Source organism: Microcystis sp. M083S1, from assembly GCF_020246405.1.
Taxonomy (GTDB): Bacteria; Cyanobacteriota; Cyanobacteriia; order Cyanobacteriales; family Microcystaceae; genus Microcystis; species Microcystis aeruginosa_C.
On the sequence record NZ_JADBTB010000188.1, the window covers coordinates 37,530 to 59,934 of the forward strand.

Genomic DNA, 22,405 nt, shown 5'->3' on the forward strand with positions numbered 1-22,405 from the left:
ATTTTTTATCTCTTGACATCCTCTAATTTATATTCTATAATCAGGTATAGTGGCAAGTTCTTGTTTAATCAAGATGGCGATGATCTCTGTCCACTAAAAGACTGGTTTGCTAGGAATGCAGTCAAGGCTAAAAATATTCTATCTATTCAACAACCCGCAAGGGTAAACGGTCAAATCAAGCGCAGTAAATGAAAGAGCAAGGATTGTTATTTTCCGAAGATAGCCTGTTACCTGAAAAACTCCCCCAAATTCAGGAATTACGACCTTCTAACAATCTTTCAGCAGTTTTTGAAGAGTGCCATAATTATATTTACGCCAACGAAGGAATGCTCAAAGACAAGATTTTTCACGAGATGGTTAAACTAATCATCATCAAACTTCATGACGAAAAATCTGCCAAGCAATCTGTAAATTTTGGCGTTACGGCAAGTGAATATAAAGCCATCGTAGCAAATAAGTCCGATGAATTTATGTCGCGTCTCAGTCAATTATTTACCTCCATCAAGAATCATTATCGGGGATTTTTCACCGATGACACATTCAAGTTAAAACCTTTGACTCTTGCGTATATTGTAGGCAGGTTACAGTACATTAATTTAACTCAAACATCTGGCGATATAAAAGGGGAAGCCTTTCAGACTTTTGTAAATAGACACCAGCGTGGAGATAGGGGAGAATTTTTTACCCCTCACCCAATTGTCCGTCTTGCGGTTGAAATGATAGACCCCAAACCAAACGAAAAAATTATAGATCCTGCTTGCGGAAGTGGTGGTTTTTTAATTCAAGCAATAAACCATGTTCGACAAAATAATCCAGAGTTCGATATAGCAAGTTTTGTGCAAGAAAGTATTACAGGAATTGAATTTAATCCTGATGTCGCCCTTTCGGGAATGATTCGTTTAGTTTTTGAAGGTGGCACAGGTTCAGAAATTATCTGCACTAATGCGCTTATCGAAGATGAAAAATTAAATAATTCCTTTGATGTTATCTTGACCAATCCTCCTTTCGGAAATAAAGGCAAAGTAGAAGACCAGAAAATTCTTAAATCATATATTCTTGCCCGGAAATGGCATAAATCAGCGTCCAATAGTTGGGAAGTTTCCCCAACCGTTTTAGCAGGTCAGTCGCCCGATATTTTATTTATTGAGAAATCTATAAAATTATTGCGGGCAGGTGGACGCATGGCGATTATTCTGCCCGATGGTTTATTACAAAATATCTCTAATGGACCGATTCGGCATTGGTTGCGCTCCCAAACAAAAATATTAGGTGTTGTTTCCATACCGCCGGAAGCCTTTGTACCCTACGGCACTGGAATCAAGACATCACTTTTGGTGGTTCAAAAATTACCAGCAAACAATGATTCTTGTTTTATGGCACAAATCAAAAAAATAGGCTATGACGTTAAAGGACAAACAATATATAAGCGCAACGAGTCGGGAGTTATAGCCCGAAAAAAATCAGGTTTGCCAATAGTTGACGATGATATAGATGATATTTCTCACTCTTTTAGGTCATTTATCAATGGCGAATTTGCACAAAACAGCGATTGTATTTATACAGTTAAAAACACCCTGCTCAATTCGAGACTGGATGCCGAACATTATTTACCCAATGACCAAAAATTATTAGAACATCTAAAATCTATTGGGGCGAAACCTTTAGGTGAAATTGCCGATATTTTGAGAGAGGCGGCTGATTTTCGTTTAGCTAGGGACAGTGAAATTAGATATATAGCTATTTCCGATGTTGATTATCGTACAATGCAAGTTGTTTCCCAACAAATAATTAAGGCACACGAGGCCCCATCTCGCGCAACTTATAGATTGTACAAAGGCGATATTATTACAGCAATTTCAGGAGCAAGTACAGGAACACCACGCCAAGCAACAGCCCTAATCACGGAAGATGAAGACGGAGCAATTTGCTCAAATGGATTTTCGGTATTAAGAAATATTCAGGGAGTCGAGCCTTTGTTTTTATTAGTATATATGCGAACAGACTTTTTTTTGCGTCAGATTAAAAGGTACATGACAGGTCATGCTATTCCTACTATTTTAGTAGATGATTTGTCTAAAGTTTTAGTGCCTATTCCACCCCAATCTGAACAGCAGAGAATAGCAAAAAGTATGACCGAAATTCAAGCAATTAGAAAAGAAGCGTTAAAGGCAAGTGAGAATGTTGTTAACCAAATGAGTCTTCTACTTGGCCAATTTGAGTAAGGCAAAAAGCAGGTTAAGCTTAGAAAAAGTCTTAAGTAGGTAGGAGTTAAAAATCATCAGACACCCCCCTTATCAAGGGGGGATTAAGGGGGGATCAAAGACAATCAATTTAATTATAACCACTTACTTAATACTAAATCCGGTTATTAAAGACTGATTATCTATTACCACTTTTGCCTGTCCTGATATGTAGCCTATACTCAACGGATTTAGTATCAGTCCCTAGTCGAGGAGAAAAATATAAAGAATTATTAAATTGTAGTTTTTGATACATTTGTGGGGGGGGGGGAAATGTGTATTGTCTCTTCCGTCTGCCTGTTGTCTTGGGTTGGGCTGTTGCTTGACCAAGCTGCGAGCAAGACGATAGTTGCCTCTATTCACCCGTTTGCTCAATCAAGATGATTAAAAACCGATTAATTCCCACCCTAGCTTTAGCTGGCGCAACTTCTCTCGCTGCTATGCTCACTCCTGTGGCAGCAAAGGCTATTACCTATACCGTTAACCGCAGTTGGAGTAATGGTAGTAATAACGCTTCTTTGGTGGGAACCGTAGATGTGCCAATAGGTAGCTATACTATCCAGAATGGTACTCCCAATCCCTTTACCAACGTTAACCTTACCTTGACAGTTAATGGTACTCCTTTTACTTTAAATACTGCGGACACTTCTTTTATTTACGGAACAGGGCAATTTTTGGTTAATGCCACATCTTCAACGTTAACTTTTAATACAGCTAATGCTAATGGGGATAACGCGGCTGATTTATTTTTTGTGAACTCGTCCACGGGTCTCTTTGGTTCATTGTATGGAATTCTTTCTCCGAGTGTTTCTGGTGAAGTCGGCGCCAGTACATTAGTAAGTGTATTTGCTTCAGTATCTTTCCCCGTAACTTTTGGGATAGCACAAACAGCACAACAAGTACCTGAACCCGCCTCCCTCTTTGGTCTTGGAGTTCTCGGTACTCTGGGAGTAGGTTCAACCCTCAAACGCAAACTAAAGCCATCCAAATCAGCCGAAAAAGAAACCACAAAAGTTGGCTAAATTGCTCACCAAAAATACAATAAATGCCCCTTCAATTAGCCAGTTGAGTGGGGTTTATTTTTAGTCCATGTTTCTATTCATTGATTTTTTTGATCGAATGGCAACTTTTCAATCAATAGGGTCAAATTCAATGAGTATGGTGATTTTGTGCTACAATAGAGGTCTGTTAAAAGTAAAAAGAACAATCAATTAAGTAGGTAGGCGTTAAAAATTATCAGACACCCCCCTTATCAAGGGGGGCAGGGGGGATCAACACCCCCCTTATCAAGGGGGGCAGGGGGGATCAACACCCCCCTTATCAAGGGTAGGGTTGATTCATGAATCAACCGTACCTTATCAAGGGGGGGAGGGGGTATCGAACCTAAAATCCATTTTTAATTTAATTATAACCAGCTACTTATTACGCTAAAATTAAACCCAATGACCGAGCAAACATAGAAAACAAATTAACTGGAACTATTCAATTAGAATTAGAAAAATATCGTCAAAAAGCAGCGGCAAGATTATCACCAATTATGGATCAAGCTAGTGATGAAGCAGAAGCTAACGGATTAACTCCAGATATTTTAGCCTCTATTTTAGAACAAATTGAGAGTTAATCACACTATTAAAAACGGATTAGGTGTAGGGCTAATTCCGGAATTAGCCCTACAATAGGCGTTGTTATTCTGATCTGACAACGCCGATAAATCAACAGGGATTTTCAATTTGCCTGGGAAATGTGCGTCACCAGGGCTGCCGATTGTAGGATGGGGGTAGTGGTGACGGAATCCGTCGCTAGGGTAAAGAGAGGATTGGAGAGGATACCGGCCAGGGAAGTCGCCACTAGGGAGAGGACAATACCCACCTGTAGGGGACGCATCCCGGTAAGAGTCCAATTGATAACGGGGTAATTTTTCACCGCATCGGACATCTCTTGGGGTTCCTTAACTACCATCATTTTGACCACACGGATATAGTAGTAAATCGAGGCCACACTGGTGACTAAACCAACGAGGACGAGGGCATAAAGTCCCGCTTGCCAACCGGCCCAGAATAGATAAATCTTACCAAAGAAGCCCGCTAGAGGCGGAATTCCCCCCAAAGAGAGGAGACAGATGCTTAAACAGAGGGTTAGGAGCGGATCTTTCTGGTAGAGTCCCGAATACTCAGCGATCTGATCGGTTCCAGTTCTGAGAGCAAAGAGAATCACACAGGCAAAAGCCCCTAGGTTCATGAACAGGTAAATTAACAGATAGAAAATCATGCTAGAGTAACCCGCGTCAGTACCGGCGGTTAAACCAATCATGACAAAACCCGCCTGACCGATCGAGGAATAGGCTAACATCCGTTTCATGCTAGTTTGGGCTAAGGCGACCACGTTGCCGAGGATCATGCTCAAAATTGCTAGAGCGATAAAGATAAACCGCCATTGTTCGCTGACTAGACCGAAAACCGTCACTAATAGGCGAATTGCTAGGGCAAAACCGGCCGCTTTGGAACCCACCGAGAGGAAAGCCACCACGGGAGTGGGTGAACCTTCGTACACATCAGGAGTCCACTGGTGAAAGGGAACCGCCGAAATTTTGAAGGCGATACCGGCAATCACAAAAACTAATGCGATCGCTAAGGCCAGGGACTGACCACCGTTAACATCGGTTAATTTTTGGGCAATGGCACTTAAACTGGTTTCACCTCCGGATAAACCGTAGAGAAGGGAAACACCATAGAGGAAAATCGCCGAGCTAGAAGCTCCAATTAACAGGTATTTTAAAGCGGCCTCGTTCGATCGAGGATCCCGCTTCATGTAACCGGTCATTAGATAGGAGGAAATACTGAGCATTTCTAGGGAGATGAAGATCATCACCAATTCACTAGCGCCGGATAGGAACATTCCCCCGAGGGTTGCGGTGAGCATAATGGCTAAAAATTCCGCTAGGGAGGTTCCCGCTTGTTCCACATAACGGATAGACATCAGCACTGTGGAGGCGGTAGAAAGGGCAATAATCGCCCTAAAGACGATACTGAGATTATCCCCCTCAAAAGCCCCTAAAAAGGCCAATGGTTTCGGATTGTCCCAGGTAAAGTAGAGAGCAACCACAGCAGCGAGCAGACCAGCGATCGCCGCGTAGGGCAGCCAACTTCTGGCACTCCGTCCCAAGATCAAATCGCCGATTAAAATCACCATCAGGGTGATAATCAGGATTCCTTCGGGCCAGATAGCGCCGGCGTTTAGCTGACTGGCAACAAGACTAGAAAAATCCATATTGATTGAGGTTAAAGGAATTTGAAGTTAAAAAAGGCTTAATACAAGCTTAGGGCATTTCATCAGCGATTCAGTCATCAGTTATCAGTGATCAGTGATCAGGTGTGAGTTTTCAGTTCACTGATCGCCGCTATCGGGTCAAAATATCTAAAAAACCAGATAAATTTGAGATAATCTTAGCTTTTATGGGTATTGTAGTTGTCTCTTGTCTTTTTTATCCTTCTGTCTCGGAGTCTACTCAGCTAAGGGAAAATCTTTGATTTTTGCAGCAGAGCTAATTTCTGATGGTGACAAGTTGTCACCGAGATGTATCCAAGTTAACAGGGAAAAAGTGAAAACTCAGGAAATCATGACATAGACTGGCATCGTTAGTTGTCATTGAAGGATTCTGGTAAAATCAGGCTAGGGAAACCCCCGGAAAATCAGTTGTTTGTGAGCCATCCGCTTGATTTTGTTGTTGAAAAACTTTCTAGTTCGCTCAATCCTTTTCCTTTAGCGCTCGCTTGAATGAGTAACGAAACCTATCTCAATCATCCCACTTTCGGTCTATTATACAGAGTCTGTCTATTAGAAGAACATCAGGAATTATTTACCACTCTTTATGCCCAACGTCTTTTTTTTCTGGTGACGGTGGGACCCAAAAAAGTCTCGTTCGATCCGATTAGTCGTTCCGATGCTCGTCTTTTGGTGGAAAACCGGCTGCGGAATTTGCGACGGCGCAGTAATGTGCAAGAATTTAACAGTCTCAACCAAACTTATCAACAAACCTTTTCAGTCTAGTTCATGACGATCGCTAGTCGTATCGAGTCAATCCGTCTTACCCTACCCCCCTCCACGCGCCTGATTGCCGTCAGTAAACAGGTATCGAGCGATTATATCCGTCAAGCTTACCGGGCAGGAGTGAGAGATTTTGCTGAAAGTAAGCTACAGGAAGCAATCTCGAAGCAGCAAGAACTAAAAGACCTGCCAGATATTTCTTGGCACTTTATCGGGCATCTACAGGCAAATAAAGCCCGCAAAGTCCTAGAATCTTTTGATTTAATTCATTCCCTCGATAGTTTAAAATTAGCCCAAAGACTCGATCGCCTAGCGGCGGAATTAGAGATTAATCCCCAAGTTTTGCTACAGGTGAAAGTTGTCCCCGATCCCGATAAGTTCGGTTGGGACAAGGCCGAATTACTGGCAGATATTGCCGATTTAGTCAACTGTCAACAGCTAAAAATTCAGGGTTTGATGACAATTCTGCCCCAGGGATTATCCGACGGGGAAAAGTTAGCCGCCTTTGAAAAAACCAGCGATTTAGCCCAAATAATCGAGAATAGCTCTAGTTTATGCCTGCCTCATCTATCCATGGGGATGTCTAACGATTATCCTCTGGCCATCAAGGCCGGAGCCACTTTGATCCGGGTGGGAACTGGCATCTTCGGCGATCGCATTTATTAAACCATCGCCGTAAATTTACAGAAAAAACCTCTAGAAATTTTAATAATCGGTGATAATATATCTTAAAATTACAGCGTCTAGTCTAGAAGTTGCTGGTTAGAAATGAGGAATTGACTTTTTCCCAATCCCTAAAAACTATCCCCTGATAACTGATAACTGAAAAGAGGGAACTAACCGCTGCCCCCAGACGACTAGAAGGAAAAATTTAGTTCCATCAACTAGATGGATCCCCCCTTAACAAAATAGTTCTCCTGTACCAAGTGAGAGCCAAAATTTTTAAGGGTAACTAAAACAACCCCGACTCTGGCCAAGACCACCCAAAAAAATCTTTTGAAGGACACTTAGACTGTGAACAACATTTTTACCAAACTCAAAGATTTTGTCGGTATCTCCGAACAACCGGAAGACGAAGACGAAACCGACTACGAAGAAATGAACTGGGAAAAGTCTTCCCCCCAAGATAGGGGTCAAAACGAAGAAGAAGATCCCCTCAATCGTCGTCAACGCGAACCTTTAAATCTCAGTACAGCCACATCTATGGGACTCAACAGAAGCAACGTGATCGGTATGCCAGGTATTAACAACAATAATGCAGAAGTGGTCGTGATCGAGCCCCATTCCTTCGAGGAAATGCCCCAAGTTATCCAAACCCTGAGAGAACGCAAATCGGTGGTTTTAAACCTCAACGTCATGGATCCCGAAGAGGCACAAAGAGCCGTGGATTTCGTCGCCGGTGGCACTTATGCAATTGATGGTCATCAAGAACGCATCGGTGAGAGTATTTTCCTATTTACCCCCAGCTGCGTTAAAGTTAGCACCCTTTCCGGAACTATTCACGATATCACCGATAACCCGAAAATAGCTCGTCCCGTTTCCTCCACACCTGCTTGGGGCGCCGAAAGCAGTCGATTAGCTCAATGAATCCTCCCATAGTCCTCTCGTCAAGTTTGTCGAAGCTAGAAATCGATCGATTCTCGAGAGGATGCGTTTTTTCTTGGTAGGATACCTAAATCTCTCTTTTTTACTTTTTACTTTCAATAATACTGTGTCTATTCGTTTAGGAATTATTGGCGGTGGAGTGATGGCCGAGGCCATTCTCAGCCGTTTATTAAAAAAAAATATTTATAGTCCGGAAACGGTGTTAGTCAGTGAACCCCAATCCCAACGGCGCAACTTTTGGGTTAATACCTACGGAGTGCAAGTCAGTGAGGATAACCGGGAAGCCGCCAGAGCAACTGAGGTGTTAATCTTAGCGGTAAAACCGCAAATTTTAGAGCAAGTAGTGAATAGCTTGCTGGGAATACCCGAAAAACCCCTAATTATCTCGATTTTAGCAGGAGTTACCCTCAATCGCTTAGAAATGGGCTTTCCCGATCGCCCCGTCATCCGGACGATGCCCAATACCCCGGCCACGGTGGGACAAGGGGTTACAGCGATCGCATCTGGTCGTCATGCGGAACCGGAACATCTGGCCGTAGCCAGAGATATTTTTGCCGCGGTCGGTTCGGTGGTGGAAGTTCCCGAAGCTTTGATGGACGCGGTAACGGGATTATCGGGATCGGGTCCGGCATTTGTGGCCTTGATGGTGGAAGCTTTAAGCGATGGTGGTGTGGCGGCTGGATTACCGCGAGCGATCGCATCTCAATTAGCTATAGAAACAGTTTTGGGGACGGCAACCCTATTAAAAGAATCGGCCATACATCCGGGGGAATTAAAGGATCGCGTCACTAGCCCTGGGGGAACGACGATTGCCGGGGTGAGACAATTAGAAAAAGGCTCTTTTCGATCGACTATTATCGAGGCAGTGGTGGCGGCCTATCATAGATCTAAAGATTTAGGGCGTAGTTCTGAAAAGTAATCTTTGTATCTTTTTTAACCCATAACTGATGTCTCAATCTGTGATAAGATACGCAGCAATTCTTGTCCAGAAAAAGTTATGAATAAGAAATCTTATCGTTTTGATTTAATGGCATTAATTGCCATTGCAGCTTTTTTTCTGGGGATTGTTTTCTGGAAAGTCCCGCTTCATTATCCCTATATCCTTAATTTTGATGAAGCGGTGGCCATGGTACTTGCCTACGTCACTAAACAAGGTTATCGTCTCTACGAACAAGTTTGGCACGATCATTTATCGGGTTTATCTCTTTTACTAAATGGTTGGTTAAGCGTGACAGGATTTACTATCCATGCCGCCCGCCTTATGGTGCTTTCTTTATCCACAATTATGTTAGGGATTTTTTATCTAATTCTGAGAGTTAATTGCGGAATATTGGCTTCTTGTTTATCGGTATTTATTCTCTCAACCTGTCTAGTTTATATTACCCTGTCAACGACAATGTTGCGGGAGTTACCCTCACTTTTTTTTACAATTTTAAGTATTTTTATCATCTTTAAAGCCGTTAAATTCACGGGTAAGCTTAAGTATGGACTGTATTTACTCAGTGCCATTGCTTTGGTTTTTTCCCTGCAAATTAAACTTGCGGGCATTACTATTATCCCAACTGTAGCTTTAATTATTTTTCTCAATCAACAGAATAGTTTTATTAAAAGAATCATTGATATTGTTATTTGGTCAGTCGCTGTCGTTTTAGTCTTTGTCTTAGGTTCCCTGACTATTTTTCCTTTTTCCTACGAAAATATTATTAAATCTCATGTTATTGTTGCCGCTAGTTTCGGTGAAGAAAATCTCACCTTATGGACTCTCTTACAAAGCGCCCTACAACACGAACCAATTTATCTAATCGTCACAGTGATCGCTATTATAGCGATGGTTTTTACTCGCAATATAATACCACTTTTACCGCCCTTGATCTGGTTGGGTTCTAATCTATTTAGATTTGCCACAGTCGCCCCAATTTGGCCTTATTATTATATCCATTTAATTATTCCTGCCGTTTGGATAATTGCCTTATTTGTCGAACAGTTAAAAATTACTGATAGCCTCGGGGAATTTAGGCAAAATCGAAAAATAACCAGGAAATTAGTTCTCAAAATGCTGATTTTTCTTCCCCTTTCTGGTCAATTTATCTTTAATACCTTAAGAATAATCACCAATCGTGATCCCTCAATTAATGCCTACGTTCAATTTAACAAAAGGTATAAACCTCTTTTAGCAGAAGCTGTGTTTGAAAAATTTAAAAACTCCGAGAAACTTCTGTTAACCGATAATCCTCACTACATATATCAGTATTTCTTGAAAACACCCCCAGAAACTGCCGTCATCACCAGAAAGAGATTTATCAATCAGAATCTTGATGGGGATTTTATCCTAGAAGTTATCGAAAAAAGACAGCCAGATTTGGTTTTTCTCTATCGATTTGAAAAGGATTTTATGCAATCACCAAAACTCAGGGATTATTTAGAGAAAAATTATATCCAGTTTCCCGACCAGCAAGAAAAAGGAACTCTCTTTATCAGTCCGAAAACTTGGCAAGAATATCAAAGTAAGGCTAATTAGAAATTGTGGACGGGGACTATTAACGTTTTTTCTTTTTTACCGGTTTTTGAGCCACTTTTCGAGAACGTTTGTAGGCCGATCCGATCCAATCACTACAACTATGACTCATTGCCCCTAATTCTAAACCAAGGAAAATAGCGATCGCTACCCGGGGATACTGTTGCCATAATGCGATCGCTTGCTGCGGCCACAGTCGCCAATCCCAGTCTATACCCCAGAAACTTTGCAGGAGCGGAATGATGACGATCGCCGCTAGTAAAAGAAAACTACCGAAGTAAAATAACCGAAAAATTGTGCCGATCAATAAACCGTGGGATAACCAACCGCGATGACGGATCATGGAACGATAGGGTAGCCACAACCAGCGCAGATAACCCCAACGTTTGTACTGTACCGAGTGGATGTCAAGATCTGGTCCAAACAGGAATCCGCTAAACAAATAACTGGCCAAGAGTAACAGGGTTAATTTACCACTGCCACTGACCAAAAAACTCGCCCCCGCAATCGGTGGCAGCAAAATTAGGGTAATGCGATCGTGAGTTCGACCAGAGGGCATCGGAAAAAAATTAACTCGCTCAAAAAAATAATATACTTTTTTGAAAATATATGTTATGCTGAGAAAGTGCGAAATTGATTCGGGCGTTTAGCTCAGTGGTAGAGCGCCTGCCTTACAAGCAGGATGCCGTAAGTTCGACCCTTACAACGCCCATTTTATTAGATTCTTGCCTCGTCAAGCTTTCACTCTTGATCGCAGGTTGAGATTAAAACTATTGAGGGGAATTGTTGCTGGAAGGCAAAATTGGGACTATTTGCTAGTAAGCTAGTCAGTAGGTACTAGGATTAATTCATCGCAGCACAGCGGTTATATGGCCAATTGGAAATGTATTAAAAATTGTGGAGCTTGTTGTCAACTAAATCCCGACGAGCGTCCTGACTTAGAAGAATATCTGACTCCCGCACAATTAAGTCAATATCTCAGCATGGTTGGGGAAGAAGGTTGGTGTATACACTTTGATCGCCAAACCCGTCTCTGTACCATTTATGACCAGAGACCAGAATTTTGTCGTGTTCAACCCGATATTTTTGCCAAAATGTATCAAATTGAACCGGGAGAATTTGAGCAATTTGCGATCGATTGTTGTCATGAACACATTGAGGATCTTTATGGGGAAGATAGCCTAGAAATGAATAGCTATCGTCAGCAAGTAGGCTAAGATTTACCCCCATCCCAGAAATAACTCGGACGGGGAAGAAAATAAGTGGTCTGGTTATTTTTCCTAGCTTTTTGATGGCTAAACCAGTAAAATTACGGAATTGATTGTTTCCCTGTTGAGGAGAAGTCTATAGGAAACTCAAAACCTCTAGAGGTGCAGAGTTTGGGTTCAGGACAGGGAAAAAATATCATGGAAAAACCGGAAAAACAGCGCCGCAGACGCGGGGTTATCCTCACCACCACGGGACTAGAAAAATTACTTACTGCTAAACAAGAAGCGGAATATCGGGATAATTGCGGTCGTCGCTTCACCCTAGAAGTCCTCAGCGAGAAAACTCTTTTAGGGGTAGATACTCTGATGAAGGTATTCGCTTGTGAATCGGGAGTGGATAAAAAAACCCTGAAACATTGTTTTCAAGCCTTTAATTTAACTCTAGAAAATAGCGATTATTATCGTCCTAACTTACCAGAAACTAATAGTATTAATCCTCAACTATTGGCTGAATTACCAGAGGGACAAGTCCCCCTCGATTCCCCCTTGTATATCAACAGAAATAATCTAGAACAGACTTGTTATCAAGAGATATTGCGCGGGGGGAGTCTTATCCGGATTAACGCACCCAGAAAAATGGGAAAAACCTCCCTGATGGCCAGAATTATTAATTATGCTCAACAACAGCAATACCATACACTTTATTTCAGTTTTCGGTTAGCAGAAAGCTCAATTTTTCAAGATTTAAATCACTGGCTGCGTTGGCTTTGTGTTAGTATTAGTCGCCAGTTAGATTTAGATAATCATCTCCCACAGGATTGGGATGACTTCCTGGGGGGTAAAATTAACTGTAAAATCTATCTAGAAAAGCATATTCTCTCCCATCTCGATCGCCCTTTAGTGCTTGCCTTTGATGATCTTGAATATCTTTTACCCTATCCACAGCTAAGGGAAGAATTTTTTAGTATTCTGCACCTCTGGCACGAGGAAGGCAAAAACAAACCTCTCTGGCAAAAATTACGTTTAATTGTTGCCTATTCCCCTGCACAGGAGCTTGATAAAACCTCAGATATCTATCAATCTCCTTTTAGTCTTGGTTTACCGATCGAATTGCCTAATTTTACCAGCGCACAAGTACGAGAATTAAGTCAAAGACAGGGATTAGATCAGAATTTTGACTGCGAAAAATTACGGATATTTCTAGGGGGTAATCCCTATTTAATTCGTCTTGCTTGCTATCATCTTGCTCGGGGTAATTGTAGCCTAGAAAGCATTTTGGCTACTTCTATCGGCGAGGAAAATAATATTTTTGCAGGCCATCTTAAACGTTTACTTTGGCATCTGCAATACTTAAAGGGCAATTTAGCGGCTATCTTTGCTAAGGTGGTGATGGCGGAAAAAGACATAGAAATTGATTTAATGGCAGCTTTTCACCTAGAAAGTCTCGGACTAATTCACCGACAAGGTAAGTTTTGCCGAGTCAGTTGTCCTCTCTACCGTCAATATTTTGGCGAATATTTCCGGCAACGTTCTGTTTTTTTGCCTCGAAAAACTTCTATCCTCGCCAAAAAAATTACGCTTGCTCGCTTTGATACTTCCGAAAAAAGTCGCTATGCTATGTAATTTATAGTCCGTTAGGCGCTCGGCTAACACAGGCTAGGAGTGCTAAAGTTATCACCATAAACATCCTCAAGGAAAATCAACTCGGTGCGGACAATCCTGCTGCAATCTCTTCTTTGGCTTTTTGGGCTGCTGCGACTAGATTATTCTTCGTCTGTTTAAACGACTGATCCCATCGTTTTTCTTCTTCAATTTCTGCAATATAAGCTCGAACGTACTCTACTAACTGCTCTTGAAGCTCATCAGGCAGAGACTCAACCATCTTGATGATCGTGGTAATAGCAGGAGAGGGCATGGTATCTATCAGCGTAGTAGGTTTTCTCTATTCTACAACGTCCACCGCAAACCCAAAATGATATGATCTTTGTTTCCTCTGTGTCTGGAGTGGTTTTTATTAATGAGCCTTGCTCAAAACCCAACAATTCATAATTGAAGAGCGAGGTATTTATGGGTAAAGAAGAAGAAATACTTGAACAATGGCGAGAACTGACACTGGAAAAGCAACAAAAAGTTTTACAATTTGTTCAAACCCTGAAATCTAAGTCAGAAACAACAGCACCAATTAATTAGGAGTCTAACCCATGAGCGGCCTCACCATCGAAACCGATTTAGGAAAAATCCTAGACCAGATTAATCAGAATCTTAAAGAGACCAATCAGAAGCTAGACGCGCTCCAGAAAGATGTCACAGAGATCAGGATTGTTCAAGTCAGATTCGAGGCCGAAGTAAAGGGAGACCTCAAGGCATTACAGGGAGAATTCAACACATTACAAGGTGATTTAAAAGAGATTAAAGGCTCCCAGAAAGCCCAAATTTGGGCATTAATCACCATCTTGGCAACAGCAGTTATCGGAACTGTCATCCGCTTTGTCATCACTGTTCCCCCTGTTAGCAACCCCTAACTTCCACTGCCGTGGAACAGGCTTCTGGTTCCTGTTTGATATTCAGGTAGAATTAATGATAGAATTGGTGCGTTACGGCGGATTGTTAATTTTGGTTTTTTGACGGGATTTGTGACCGCTTAAGGGAGCCTACACATCTTCTCTCGATGAGATCATCAATTTTTTTTAGGTACTTAATCAAATTTCTCCAGATGATTTATGAGTATCCTCTACTGTCTCAATCCCGAATGTTCCCATCCTCAAAATCCGACTCATTATAGCTATTGTCAAGGATGTGGCGGAAATTTAAGCCAAACTAGCCAATCATATTCTTTTCATAGCCGTTATCTCATTGTCGGAGTATTAGGCGAAGGCGCATTCGGTAGAACTTATCAAGCTAAGGACTTGAATTTTAATCGCAAACCCCGGGTTATTAAAAAATTTATTGCTCAAATGCAGGGAGCTGCTCTGGAGAAGTCTAAGGAGTTATTTCAAAGAGAAGCGGAAAAATTAGACGAATTAAAACACGAACAAATTCCCACCGTTTATGATTATTTCTCTCAGGGGAACTCCCTCTATTTAGTGCAGGAGTTTATTGAAGGAGAAACCCTGCTTCAAGAGTATCAAAGAGAAGGAAGATTTAGTGAACAGAAAATCAAGGAAATATTACAGCAATTATTACCAGTCCTTGTCTATCTCCATTCTAAAGGATTGATCCATCGTGACATCAAACCGGATAATCTGATGCGTCGTCGGAGTGACGGTAAATTGATGTTAATTGATTTTGGGGGAATTAAAGAGCAAACCTCCCAAATGGGGACAGGTTTATATACTCCGGGTTATGCTGCTTATGAACATATCATGGGCAGTGCAGTCGCCGCTAGTGATTTATATAGTTTAGCCGCTACCTGTGTCCGTTTATTAACAGGATGTTTCCCCCAAAGTAACAATAATTTGCCAGATCCAGTCTATGCTGTGGATCAGCGGCGATGGTTATGGCAATCGGTATTAAAATCGCAAAAAAGATCAATTAGTGATTTTTTAGCGAATCTCCTCAACAAGATGTTAGAAGATAAGTCTAGTCAGCGCTATCAATCAGCTTCAGAAGTTCTGACAGTGTTGAATAATCCTCCTTCAAGTAGAACTGTAGTACAACCTCCCCCCGTTTCACCTCCTCCTCAGAGAAAAATTAAGAATCCATCAGGAATAACTAGACGTAAATGGCTATATAACGGCATTGGGATGATTGTATTTGGGGGGGTGATCGGACTAGCAATTTACAGTATAGGCAATTATAATTTAGGAGATAATCAAGGGGCGATTGCGGATCAAAATCAAGCGATCAAACTCAATTCTGACGATGCTGTAGCCTACTATAATAATGGAGTTGATAAGTATAATTTAGGAGATAATCAAGGGGCTATCAAGGACTTTAATCAAGCAATTCAAATCAATCCTGACTATGCTAATGCCTACTATGATCGCGGAAGTGCTAAGTCTAATTTAGGAGATAAACTAGGAGCGATCAAGGACTACAATCAAGCAATTCAAATCAATCCTGATGATGCTGATTTCTACAATAATCGCGGATGGGCTAAGTATAATTTAGGAGATAAACAAGGGGCGATTGCGGACTACAATCAAGCGATAAAACTCAATCCCAACTTTGCTTTTCCCTACAATAATCGCGGATGGGCTAAGTATAATTTAGGAGATAAACAAGGGGCGATTGCCGACTACAATCAAGCAATTAAACTCAATCCTGACTTTGCTGTTCCCTACTATAATCGCGGTTTAATATACAAAGAATTAAATGACAATGAAAAGGCAATTAAGGATTTTCGCCAAGCATCCCAACTTCATCGACAACAAAATAATCAAACCTGGTATCAAAACTCTCTGGATAGACTAAAAGAATTAGGTGTTTCCAATTAAATTCTTGTAGGGAGTTAACACCGTTAAGTAGCTTGTAGGGTGCGTTAGGCGCGTACTTAAAGGAAATTTGTTAATAATTAAACTATGATCGCGCCGTAACGCACCATCTTAAGAAAATTGGTGCGTTACGCTATCACTAACGCACCCTACTGGACTGTTTCAGCTAATTTGGTGTATTAGAAAAATGCTATAAATTCTATAATCTAAGACTTTAAGCCGAAATCTATTGCCCTATTTTAGTTGAAACAGTCCACTACAAGAGCCGCTACTGTGTCTGGAGTGGTTTTTATTATGATTATTTAACTGCTACCGAATATCCCCCCGCAGTAATCTCTCCCTAGTAACAGGTTTCTAGTTCCTGTTTGATATTCAGGCAGAATGAATGATAGAATTGGTGCGTGGGGTGTGGCTCTTTCGTGTAAAAGCTTGTAACCTGTAGAATATAACGATCTCAGGTTTTTTGTCAAGTCTAATTTGAGGGATTTTGCTCCCGTAAACATCAGCTTTTCACAGAACTCGATACTTAACGATGTTGATGTCTATTATCGCGGAATTTCTAAGTTTAATTTAGGAGATAAACAAGGGGCGATCGCATAATTCTTTTCAACGAGGTTATGAGCTATCCAGCAATTCGATACCCATAACCATCACCTGATTGCATTTATTGATTTTTCATCGCATACTATTTAAAAAGAAACGTGCCAAAGACAAAAATCATCTTTTATCAAGAAGCAGAAGGCATCTCACCCGTTGTTGAGTGGCTTCAGAAATTACTCAAAACTGATAAAAAAGGATTTGCCAAATGTATAATCAAAATCGAACAACTTGCCGCACAAGGCCATGAACTGCACCGCCCTGCTGCCGATTATCTCAGAAATGATATCTGGGAGCTTAGAGCCAAACAGGGAACCATACAATATCGAATCCTCTATTTTTATCATGGTCAAAATATAGCAATTATTGGTCATGCTCTTATCAAAAAAACTTCCGCCGTTCCCTCACAAGACATCGAGAGAATTATCCAAAGAAAAGCACAATTTAAACAAAATCCAGAACTTCATACTTATCAAGGAGAAATAAACAATGCCTAAAACCACAGATGCCGTAAAAATCATTCACCAAATGATTGCAGACGATCCCACAATCAAAGAACAAATTGCCCTAGAATCCCTCAACTCAGAAATCGCACAATTGATTTATGACGCTCGTATGAATGCTGGATTAACTCAACAACAACTAGCCGACCTAATCCATGTTGAGCAATCCGTTATTGAAGATATAGAAGACGCTGACTATCAAGACAATCCCCTAATAATGCTACAAAAAATTGCCACTGCCCTTAATCAACGAGTCAAAATGATCCTTGTTAGTAGCTTGTAGGGTGCGTGTTTGCGCGTATTTGAAGGAAATTTGTTAATAATTAAACTATTACCGCGCCGTAACGCACCATCTTAAGAAAATTGGTGTGTTACGCTATCACTAACGCACCCGACAAGAGCCGCCACTGTGTCTGGAGTGGTTTTTATTATGATTATTTAACTGCTACCGAATATCCCCCCGCAGTAATCTCTCCCTAGTAACAGGTTTCTAGTTCTTGTTTGATATTCAGGTAGAATGAATGATATAATTGGTGCGTGGGGCGTGGCTCTCTCGTTTAAAAGCTTGTTACCTGTAGAATATAACGATCTCAGGTCTTTTGTCAAGTCTAATTTTAGGAGTTTTGCTCACGGAAACATCAGCTTTTGGGGAACTCGATACTTGACACTATTTAATTTATCATTTGTTAGAAAACTCACATATATAAAAGCTTTAATATGCCAAAAATACAACTTATTTTTTACCAAGATGAAAGAGGTAATATACCAATTATAGAATGGCTTGATAGTCTTCCTGGCAAAGCTCAAAACAAATGCTTTATCAAATTACAAAGACTGGCAGAACTAGGATATGAATTACGCAGACCAGAAGCAGACTTTTTGCGGGACAAAATTTATGAATTGAGAGTTAATTTTAAAGGAATAAATTATAGAATTCTTTATTTCTTTTATAAAAACAAAGCTGTGGTCATTTGTCATGGTATAATTAAAGAAAAAGAAGTTCTACCACTGGAAATCGAGCAAGCAATTAAAAACAAAGCTAAATTTGAAAAAAATCCCGAATTACACACCTATTTTCAGGAGTTGATATGAATACACACCAAACGACAGCCGATGGCTTACAAATTCTTTACCAACGTTATTATGCTAATAATCCAGAACGTCAATTAGAATTAGAAAAGGCTCGTATTGATGACGAAGTAGCCAGAAAAATATTTAAGATTAAGGAAACACATCATCTTTCAACAAAAGCTTTAGCAGAATTAATTAATACTGATGAATCTATTATTGAAGCCTTAGAAAATGCTGACTATGAAGGAAACTCTTTTTTGTTGCTAAATCTCATCGCTACAGCCCTAAAAATAAAGGTTAAATTTGAATTAGTTTCAGCCTAATTGTTTCAGTAATTTGCTACAATGAGAATAAGCTGTCGCGCATTTAAACAATGACAATGATAAACCTAGAAACAATTGAAGAAGATATTGCGTCCCTTCCCCCCGACGCACAACAGACTATTCTTGAACTTGTAGATATTCTCAAAAAACGATATTCTCCCAACCCACAGGAAATGAAAGAGCAGCGAACAGAAGATTGGTCTGACTTTATCGGTTGTATAGAGGCTGAACCGGACTTTTCTTTTGAATTATGAATTATGAATTATCAAAAAGAATAGAAGAAACAAATAGATATTCGGGAACGTTGTTTTGAGTATGCACTGCGAGCAATTAAACTTTATCAATAAACAATAATTTGAGAAAATGAACCAAAAAACTTACCAACTAACCTTAAACTTTGACCAGATTTTAGATTTGGTTAAACAACTCCCAGAAAGTGACAAAATAAAACTCAGTAAAGAACTCGAAAAAGAAACTTTAAATCAAAAATTAACCCAACTTTTAGAAACCTTTAAAACTGATGAGCTTTCCCTAGAGACAATTACCGAAGAAGTGGAGGAAGTTAGGGCTGAAATTTATGGACAACAAGCCACCGATTAAAGTTATTATTGATACTAACCTTTGGATTAGCTTTCTTATTGGTAAACAGTTAGCTAGTTTAAAATATCTACTGATTGAAAAAACTCTTGTGCCGATTTTTTCTCCACAGCTACTTAATGAGATTAACCTTGTTACCAAAAGACCAAAATTACAAAAGCATTTTTCCCAAAGAAAAGTTCAAGAGTTACTTGAGCTTTTAAACATAATTGGGTTATGTATTGAGACTAAATCAAAAATTAATATCTGTAGAAACGCTAAAGATAACTACCTTTTAGCCTTAGCCAAAGATAGTCAAGCTGACTTTTTAATTACAGGCGATCAAGATTTATTAATTTTGCAACAATTTGGAATAACTAAATAAGACTTTTAGACTTTTTGTCAATCAAAAAGTACCAAATATGGGAGTGATCGGGTGGAAAATTCAGGGACTTTTTCCCTGAAAATTAGGTAATTGACCCCCTCAAAATCGGTAAAACCCTACACCCCACACCCCACACCCTACCCCCACGAAAAACTTTTTCAGCAAGCCCTAATTAAATTATGATCGCGCCGTAACGCACCATCTTAATTTGTAGGGTGCGTTAATGTTCTCGGTTCTTCTCTTTTTCTCACCTAACGGCTGGTCGATTTTTTTGAGAAAATTGAGTTAATAATCTCTAGGTTGAGTTAAGGTTTGTAGTTACGCTTTAGCGCCAACTTCTGGGGAAAATCGGGCTAGAGCATCGACATTGCTTGTATTCCCAAGACTTGCCTGACTTACCTTTACTGTTCTTTGTGGCGAGAAAAAGCCAGATCAGCAGTCTCGATCACCTTTAATAGCTGTTCGATGCGGTTTTCCGTTGGGGGGGCCAAACAGGGAAAAACGGCTAAACCGGGGATTTGATTGGCCACCTCGGTGACAGCCACATCAAGGGTGACTAGGGGTAAATTAGCGAGGGTTTCCGACTGGCTCAAGGTTTGCAGATAAGAGTATAAATCTTCTGCGATCGAACTATCGATTAAGATAGCGTCCACCTCCCAGACAGTGGCTAAAAGTTCCGCCTGTTCGCAACTATCGGCCTCGATAAAACGATAATTTTCCCGAACTAATTGATTATTCCAAATCCAGCTAAAGGAAGATAAATCGGAGAAATTGGGGGCATAATGACCGTGTAAACGCAGCAGAGTCGGAGCAGTGCGCCGTTTTCGGCTAGTAACGGGAGAACCGGTCAGATTTAGGCAAGCTTGCAGGGCTGCCGAGGTGATCGGAGGAACCAGAAAACTATCGGCCCCTTGCTGTTGACTGCGGTTGCGCTCGGAATCGGCGGCGGTGACAATAACTTTTATCTCTTTGGTTTGGGGATGGGATTTGAGCAGCGTTAACACATCCCAACCGGACAAGAGGGGTAAATTAGGATTGAGAAAAACACAACGGGGTTTTAACTGACGGGCTTTTTCGATCGCCTCAGTGCCGCTACGGGCGATAATGGCTTTTAATCCCAATTCACTCAAGCGATCGACAAACTGTTCGATAACTTGGGGATTAGCTTCCACCACTAACACCAGACGCTGGGGAGTGGCGGACTCTTGGTCTGCACCTTGGGGATGAACTGGCAGCAGTAAAGTGAATTGACTGCCTTCCCGAGCTTTGGAGACAAAGGATAGATCACCACCGTGACAGCGTGCCAATTTTTGGCTGAGGACTAAACCTAAACCCGCACCCTCAAATTGACGGGTGAAAGGACTTTCTAGCTGTTGGAATTTCTGAAAAATCAGATGCTGGGATTCTTCTGGAATACCGATCCCCGTATCCCAGACGGTAAAAGCCAGCCAATTTTCCCAACGATTAACTTTAATGCCCAAATTACCGCCATCAATGGTGAATTTTACCGCATTATCTAACAAATGCACTAACATCTGTTGCAAACGGGCTTCATCGGCCAGAACATAATCTAACCCGGATTCGATGTCAAGACGATAGCTGCTGGGGAGATCGAGACGTTGGGGATACTTATCGACGATGATATCGTAGACCCGTTGACAGAGGCGATCGATTTTGACTCTAGTGAAAGTTAATTGTAGTTGTCCTGTCTCTAGGCGGGTTAAATCGAGGAGATCATTGACCAAAGCCATCAACTGGCGACCGCTGCGATAGATTAAATCGGCATATTTGGACTGTCGGGGGTTAAGTTCACCGATTTTTTGTTCCCGCAGCAGACTGGAGAGACCGATCACGGCGGTGAGGGGCGATTTAAACTCATGGCTAACACAGGCGAGAAATTCATCCTTAAGACGATTTAAATGGACTAGATCGGCATTTTTAACCGCTAATTCCTGACAATATTGCTGTTGTTCCGTGATATCGGTGGCTAACAGTAACCACAGTCCCGAAGCTTTCTCGATCAAGGGATAATTATCCGCCCAATTTAACGGCACGGACAACAGGCGCCAAGTCTTGGTTAAACCCGATGTCACTGTTTCTAGACGTTGGGGAAACAGGGGGGGAGTGGGGGATGGGAGGGTTAAGGGGTCATTAACTAAAGCAAAGGGAGAGTTATCGATATTAGCGGGGAAAGCTGCCCCGATTTGTTGACACCAAGCCTGATTTTGGTATAAAATTCCCGCTTCTGGACTGTAGAGCAGCAGCGGCAGCGGTAATTGTTCCAGAAATTTCAGAGGACGATCGCTGCGGGGGGGGGTAATGCGATCGCTGATGCGGGGCTGCGGAGGGGGATCATCGAGAATCGAGCGCCCGAGACAAAATTGGAGAAGTTTGCCCGTGTCTAGGCGTCCTAACAGTTTGCCCTGAGCATCCACTAAAATGGGGGCTAGGGCGATCGCTTCTCCCGTCAGGGTTGTCAGAAACTCACTCACGGCCATGCGAGCGTCAAGAGGGATAATCGGGCGCAGCCAACCGCTCAGATCCAGACAGTTGGAGGAGGGGTTTCTAGTTTCGGGGTGCTGTTGCTGATAGAGGAGGTAAGCGATCAGGGCTTGACTCTCAATCAGTCCTAGGGGACAATACCTCTCATCCACCACCACGATCGCTTCTGGATTGCCCCTGTTAATTAAATCTAAAAGACTGGCCCTGTCAATAATTAATTCACAGGTAGTAACGGATTGATTAAAGTGATGGAGGCTGAGGGTAACGCTAGGCATGGGGATAATACTAAATCCGTTGAGTATAGGCTACATATCAGGACAGGCAAAAGGCACTCATGCACAAGGCAAAAGAGAAATAGATAATCAGTCTTTGATAACTGGATTTAGTATAATTGGGTGGGCGG

At 41.4% G+C, this 22,405-nt stretch carries 23 protein-coding genes, 1 tRNA gene and 1 pseudogene; 21 read left to right on the forward strand and 4 right to left on the reverse strand.

Annotated features, from left to right (window positions below; genetic code table 11):
* The first annotated feature begins 188 nt into the window (after positions 1-188).
* The 3 genes and pseudogenes from IM450_RS17305 to IM450_RS22600 all read left to right on the forward strand — a co-directional run.
* Entirely contained in the window at positions 189-2,222 is a 2,034-nt protein-coding gene (locus tag IM450_RS17305; RefSeq protein ID WP_287665919.1) for an N-6 DNA methylase, read from the forward strand.
* A gap of 398 nt (positions 2,223-2,620) precedes the next feature.
* The gene (locus IM450_RS17310; RefSeq protein WP_287665922.1) at positions 2,621-3,262 is read left to right on the forward strand and encodes a PEP-CTERM sorting domain-containing protein; all 642 of its coding nucleotides are present in this window, start codon (positions 2,621-2,623) and stop codon (positions 3,260-3,262) included.
* Between the two features lie 392 nt (positions 3,263-3,654).
* Positions 3,655-3,861, forward strand: a pseudogene (locus IM450_RS22600) (hypothetical protein); the annotation flags it as partial.
* Between the two features lie 104 nt (positions 3,862-3,965).
* On the opposite strand, the gene IM450_RS17315 reads toward IM450_RS22600, so the two are convergent.
* Positions 3,966-5,507: an NAD(P)H-quinone oxidoreductase subunit N gene (locus tag IM450_RS17315; RefSeq protein ID WP_287665925.1), complete on the reverse strand. Its 1,542-nt coding sequence runs from the start codon at positions 5,505-5,507 to the stop codon at positions 3,966-3,968.
* 507 nt (positions 5,508-6,014) lie between these two features.
* On the opposite strand from IM450_RS17315, the gene pipX reads away from it, so the two are divergent.
* From pipX to IM450_RS17340, 5 genes are all read left to right on the forward strand, one after another.
* Positions 6,015-6,287: a transcriptional coactivator PipX gene (gene pipX, locus IM450_RS17320; RefSeq protein ID WP_002800387.1), complete on the forward strand. Its 273-nt coding sequence runs from the start codon at positions 6,015-6,017 to the stop codon at positions 6,285-6,287.
* A gap of 3 nt (positions 6,288-6,290) precedes the next feature.
* Positions 6,291-6,950 carry a YggS family pyridoxal phosphate-dependent enzyme gene (locus IM450_RS17325; RefSeq protein ID WP_002800388.1) on the forward strand — a complete coding sequence of 220 codons (660 nt, stop codon included), beginning with the start codon at positions 6,291-6,293 and terminating at the stop codon, positions 6,948-6,950.
* Between the two features lie 348 nt (positions 6,951-7,298).
* Entirely contained in the window at positions 7,299-7,871 is a 573-nt protein-coding gene (locus IM450_RS17330) for a cell division protein SepF (protein WP_002800390.1), read from the forward strand.
* 124 nt (positions 7,872-7,995) lie between these two features.
* Entirely contained in the window at positions 7,996-8,808 is an 813-nt protein-coding gene (gene proC, locus IM450_RS17335; RefSeq protein ID WP_043997650.1) for a pyrroline-5-carboxylate reductase, read from the forward strand.
* Between the two features lie 78 nt (positions 8,809-8,886).
* The gene (locus IM450_RS17340; protein ID WP_002800394.1) at positions 8,887-10,407 is read left to right on the forward strand and encodes an ArnT family glycosyltransferase; all 1,521 of its coding nucleotides are present in this window, start codon (positions 8,887-8,889) and stop codon (positions 10,405-10,407) included.
* Between the two features lie 19 nt (positions 10,408-10,426).
* Here the strand turns inward: IM450_RS17340 and IM450_RS17345 are convergent, their stop codons facing one another.
* The gene (locus tag IM450_RS17345) at positions 10,427-10,963 is read right to left on the reverse strand and encodes a metal-binding protein (RefSeq protein ID WP_002800395.1); all 537 of its coding nucleotides are present in this window, start codon (positions 10,961-10,963) and stop codon (positions 10,427-10,429) included.
* 81 nt (positions 10,964-11,044) lie between these two features.
* Here IM450_RS17345 and IM450_RS17350 point away from each other — a divergent pair.
* From IM450_RS17350 to IM450_RS17360, 3 genes are all read left to right on the forward strand, one after another.
* Positions 11,045-11,116: transfer RNA gene (locus IM450_RS17350), tRNA-Val, on the forward strand.
* A gap of 157 nt (positions 11,117-11,273) precedes the next feature.
* Positions 11,274-11,621: a YkgJ family cysteine cluster protein gene (locus IM450_RS17355; RefSeq protein ID WP_002800396.1), complete on the forward strand. Its 348-nt coding sequence runs from the start codon at positions 11,274-11,276 to the stop codon at positions 11,619-11,621.
* Between the two features lie 189 nt (positions 11,622-11,810).
* Complete coding sequence (locus tag IM450_RS17360; protein WP_287665932.1) at positions 11,811-13,235, forward strand: AAA-like domain-containing protein; 1,425 nt, start codon at positions 11,811-11,813, stop codon at positions 13,233-13,235.
* A 76-nt stretch (positions 13,236-13,311) separates the two neighbouring features.
* Here IM450_RS17360 and IM450_RS17365 read toward each other — a convergent pair whose 3' ends face one another.
* Positions 13,312-13,527, reverse strand: a complete 216-nt coding sequence (locus IM450_RS17365; protein WP_002800398.1) for a hypothetical protein — start codon at positions 13,525-13,527, stop codon at positions 13,312-13,314.
* A gap of 152 nt (positions 13,528-13,679) precedes the next feature.
* On the opposite strand from IM450_RS17365, the gene IM450_RS17370 reads away from it, so the two are divergent.
* The 10 genes from IM450_RS17370 (at position 13,680) to IM450_RS17415 (ending at position 19,500) form a co-directional block, all read left to right on the forward strand.
* A complete protein-coding gene (locus IM450_RS17370; protein WP_002800399.1) occupies positions 13,680-13,802 on the forward strand; it encodes a hypothetical protein in 123 nt (40 codons plus the stop codon).
* An 11-nt stretch (positions 13,803-13,813) separates the two neighbouring features.
* The gene (locus IM450_RS17375; protein WP_002796305.1) at positions 13,814-14,134 is read left to right on the forward strand and encodes a hypothetical protein; all 321 of its coding nucleotides are present in this window, start codon (positions 13,814-13,816) and stop codon (positions 14,132-14,134) included.
* A 198-nt stretch (positions 14,135-14,332) separates the two neighbouring features.
* On the forward strand, positions 14,333-16,048 hold the full coding sequence (locus IM450_RS17380; RefSeq protein WP_287665935.1) for a serine/threonine-protein kinase: 1,716 nt from the start codon (positions 14,333-14,335) through the stop codon (positions 16,046-16,048).
* 698 nt (positions 16,049-16,746) lie between these two features.
* Entirely contained in the window at positions 16,747-17,139 is a 393-nt protein-coding gene (locus tag IM450_RS17385) for a type II toxin-antitoxin system RelE/ParE family toxin (protein ID WP_287665938.1), read from the forward strand.
* The gene (locus IM450_RS17390) at positions 17,132-17,428 is read left to right on the forward strand and encodes a helix-turn-helix domain-containing protein (RefSeq protein ID WP_287665940.1); all 297 of its coding nucleotides are present in this window, start codon (positions 17,132-17,134) and stop codon (positions 17,426-17,428) included. The genes IM450_RS17385 and IM450_RS17390 overlap by 8 nt, the downstream gene beginning before the upstream one ends.
* A gap of 434 nt (positions 17,429-17,862) precedes the next feature.
* Positions 17,863-18,237 carry a type II toxin-antitoxin system RelE/ParE family toxin gene (locus IM450_RS17395; protein WP_287665943.1) on the forward strand — a complete coding sequence of 125 codons (375 nt, stop codon included), beginning with the start codon at positions 17,863-17,865 and terminating at the stop codon, positions 18,235-18,237.
* The gene (locus IM450_RS17400; protein WP_002732780.1) at positions 18,234-18,539 is read left to right on the forward strand and encodes a hypothetical protein; all 306 of its coding nucleotides are present in this window, start codon (positions 18,234-18,236) and stop codon (positions 18,537-18,539) included. The genes IM450_RS17395 and IM450_RS17400 overlap by 4 nt, the downstream gene beginning before the upstream one ends.
* Before the next feature lie 50 nt (positions 18,540-18,589).
* The gene (locus IM450_RS17405; RefSeq protein WP_080694126.1) at positions 18,590-18,793 is read left to right on the forward strand and encodes a hypothetical protein; all 204 of its coding nucleotides are present in this window, start codon (positions 18,590-18,592) and stop codon (positions 18,791-18,793) included.
* A gap of 109 nt (positions 18,794-18,902) precedes the next feature.
* Positions 18,903-19,139, forward strand: a complete 237-nt coding sequence (gene vap15 / locus IM450_RS17410; protein ID WP_002762933.1) for a type II toxin-antitoxin system VapB15 family antitoxin — start codon at positions 18,903-18,905, stop codon at positions 19,137-19,139.
* Complete coding sequence (locus IM450_RS17415; protein ID WP_287665949.1) at positions 19,117-19,500, forward strand: putative toxin-antitoxin system toxin component, PIN family; 384 nt, start codon at positions 19,117-19,119, stop codon at positions 19,498-19,500. The genes vap15 and IM450_RS17415 overlap by 23 nt, the downstream gene beginning before the upstream one ends.
* 401 nt (positions 19,501-19,901) lie before the next feature.
* Here the strand turns inward: IM450_RS17415 and IM450_RS17420 are convergent, their stop codons facing one another.
* Positions 19,902-22,277, reverse strand: a complete 2,376-nt coding sequence (locus IM450_RS17420; protein WP_287665951.1) for an ATP-binding response regulator — start codon at positions 22,275-22,277, stop codon at positions 19,902-19,904.
* Positions 22,278-22,405 lie beyond the last annotated feature (128 nt).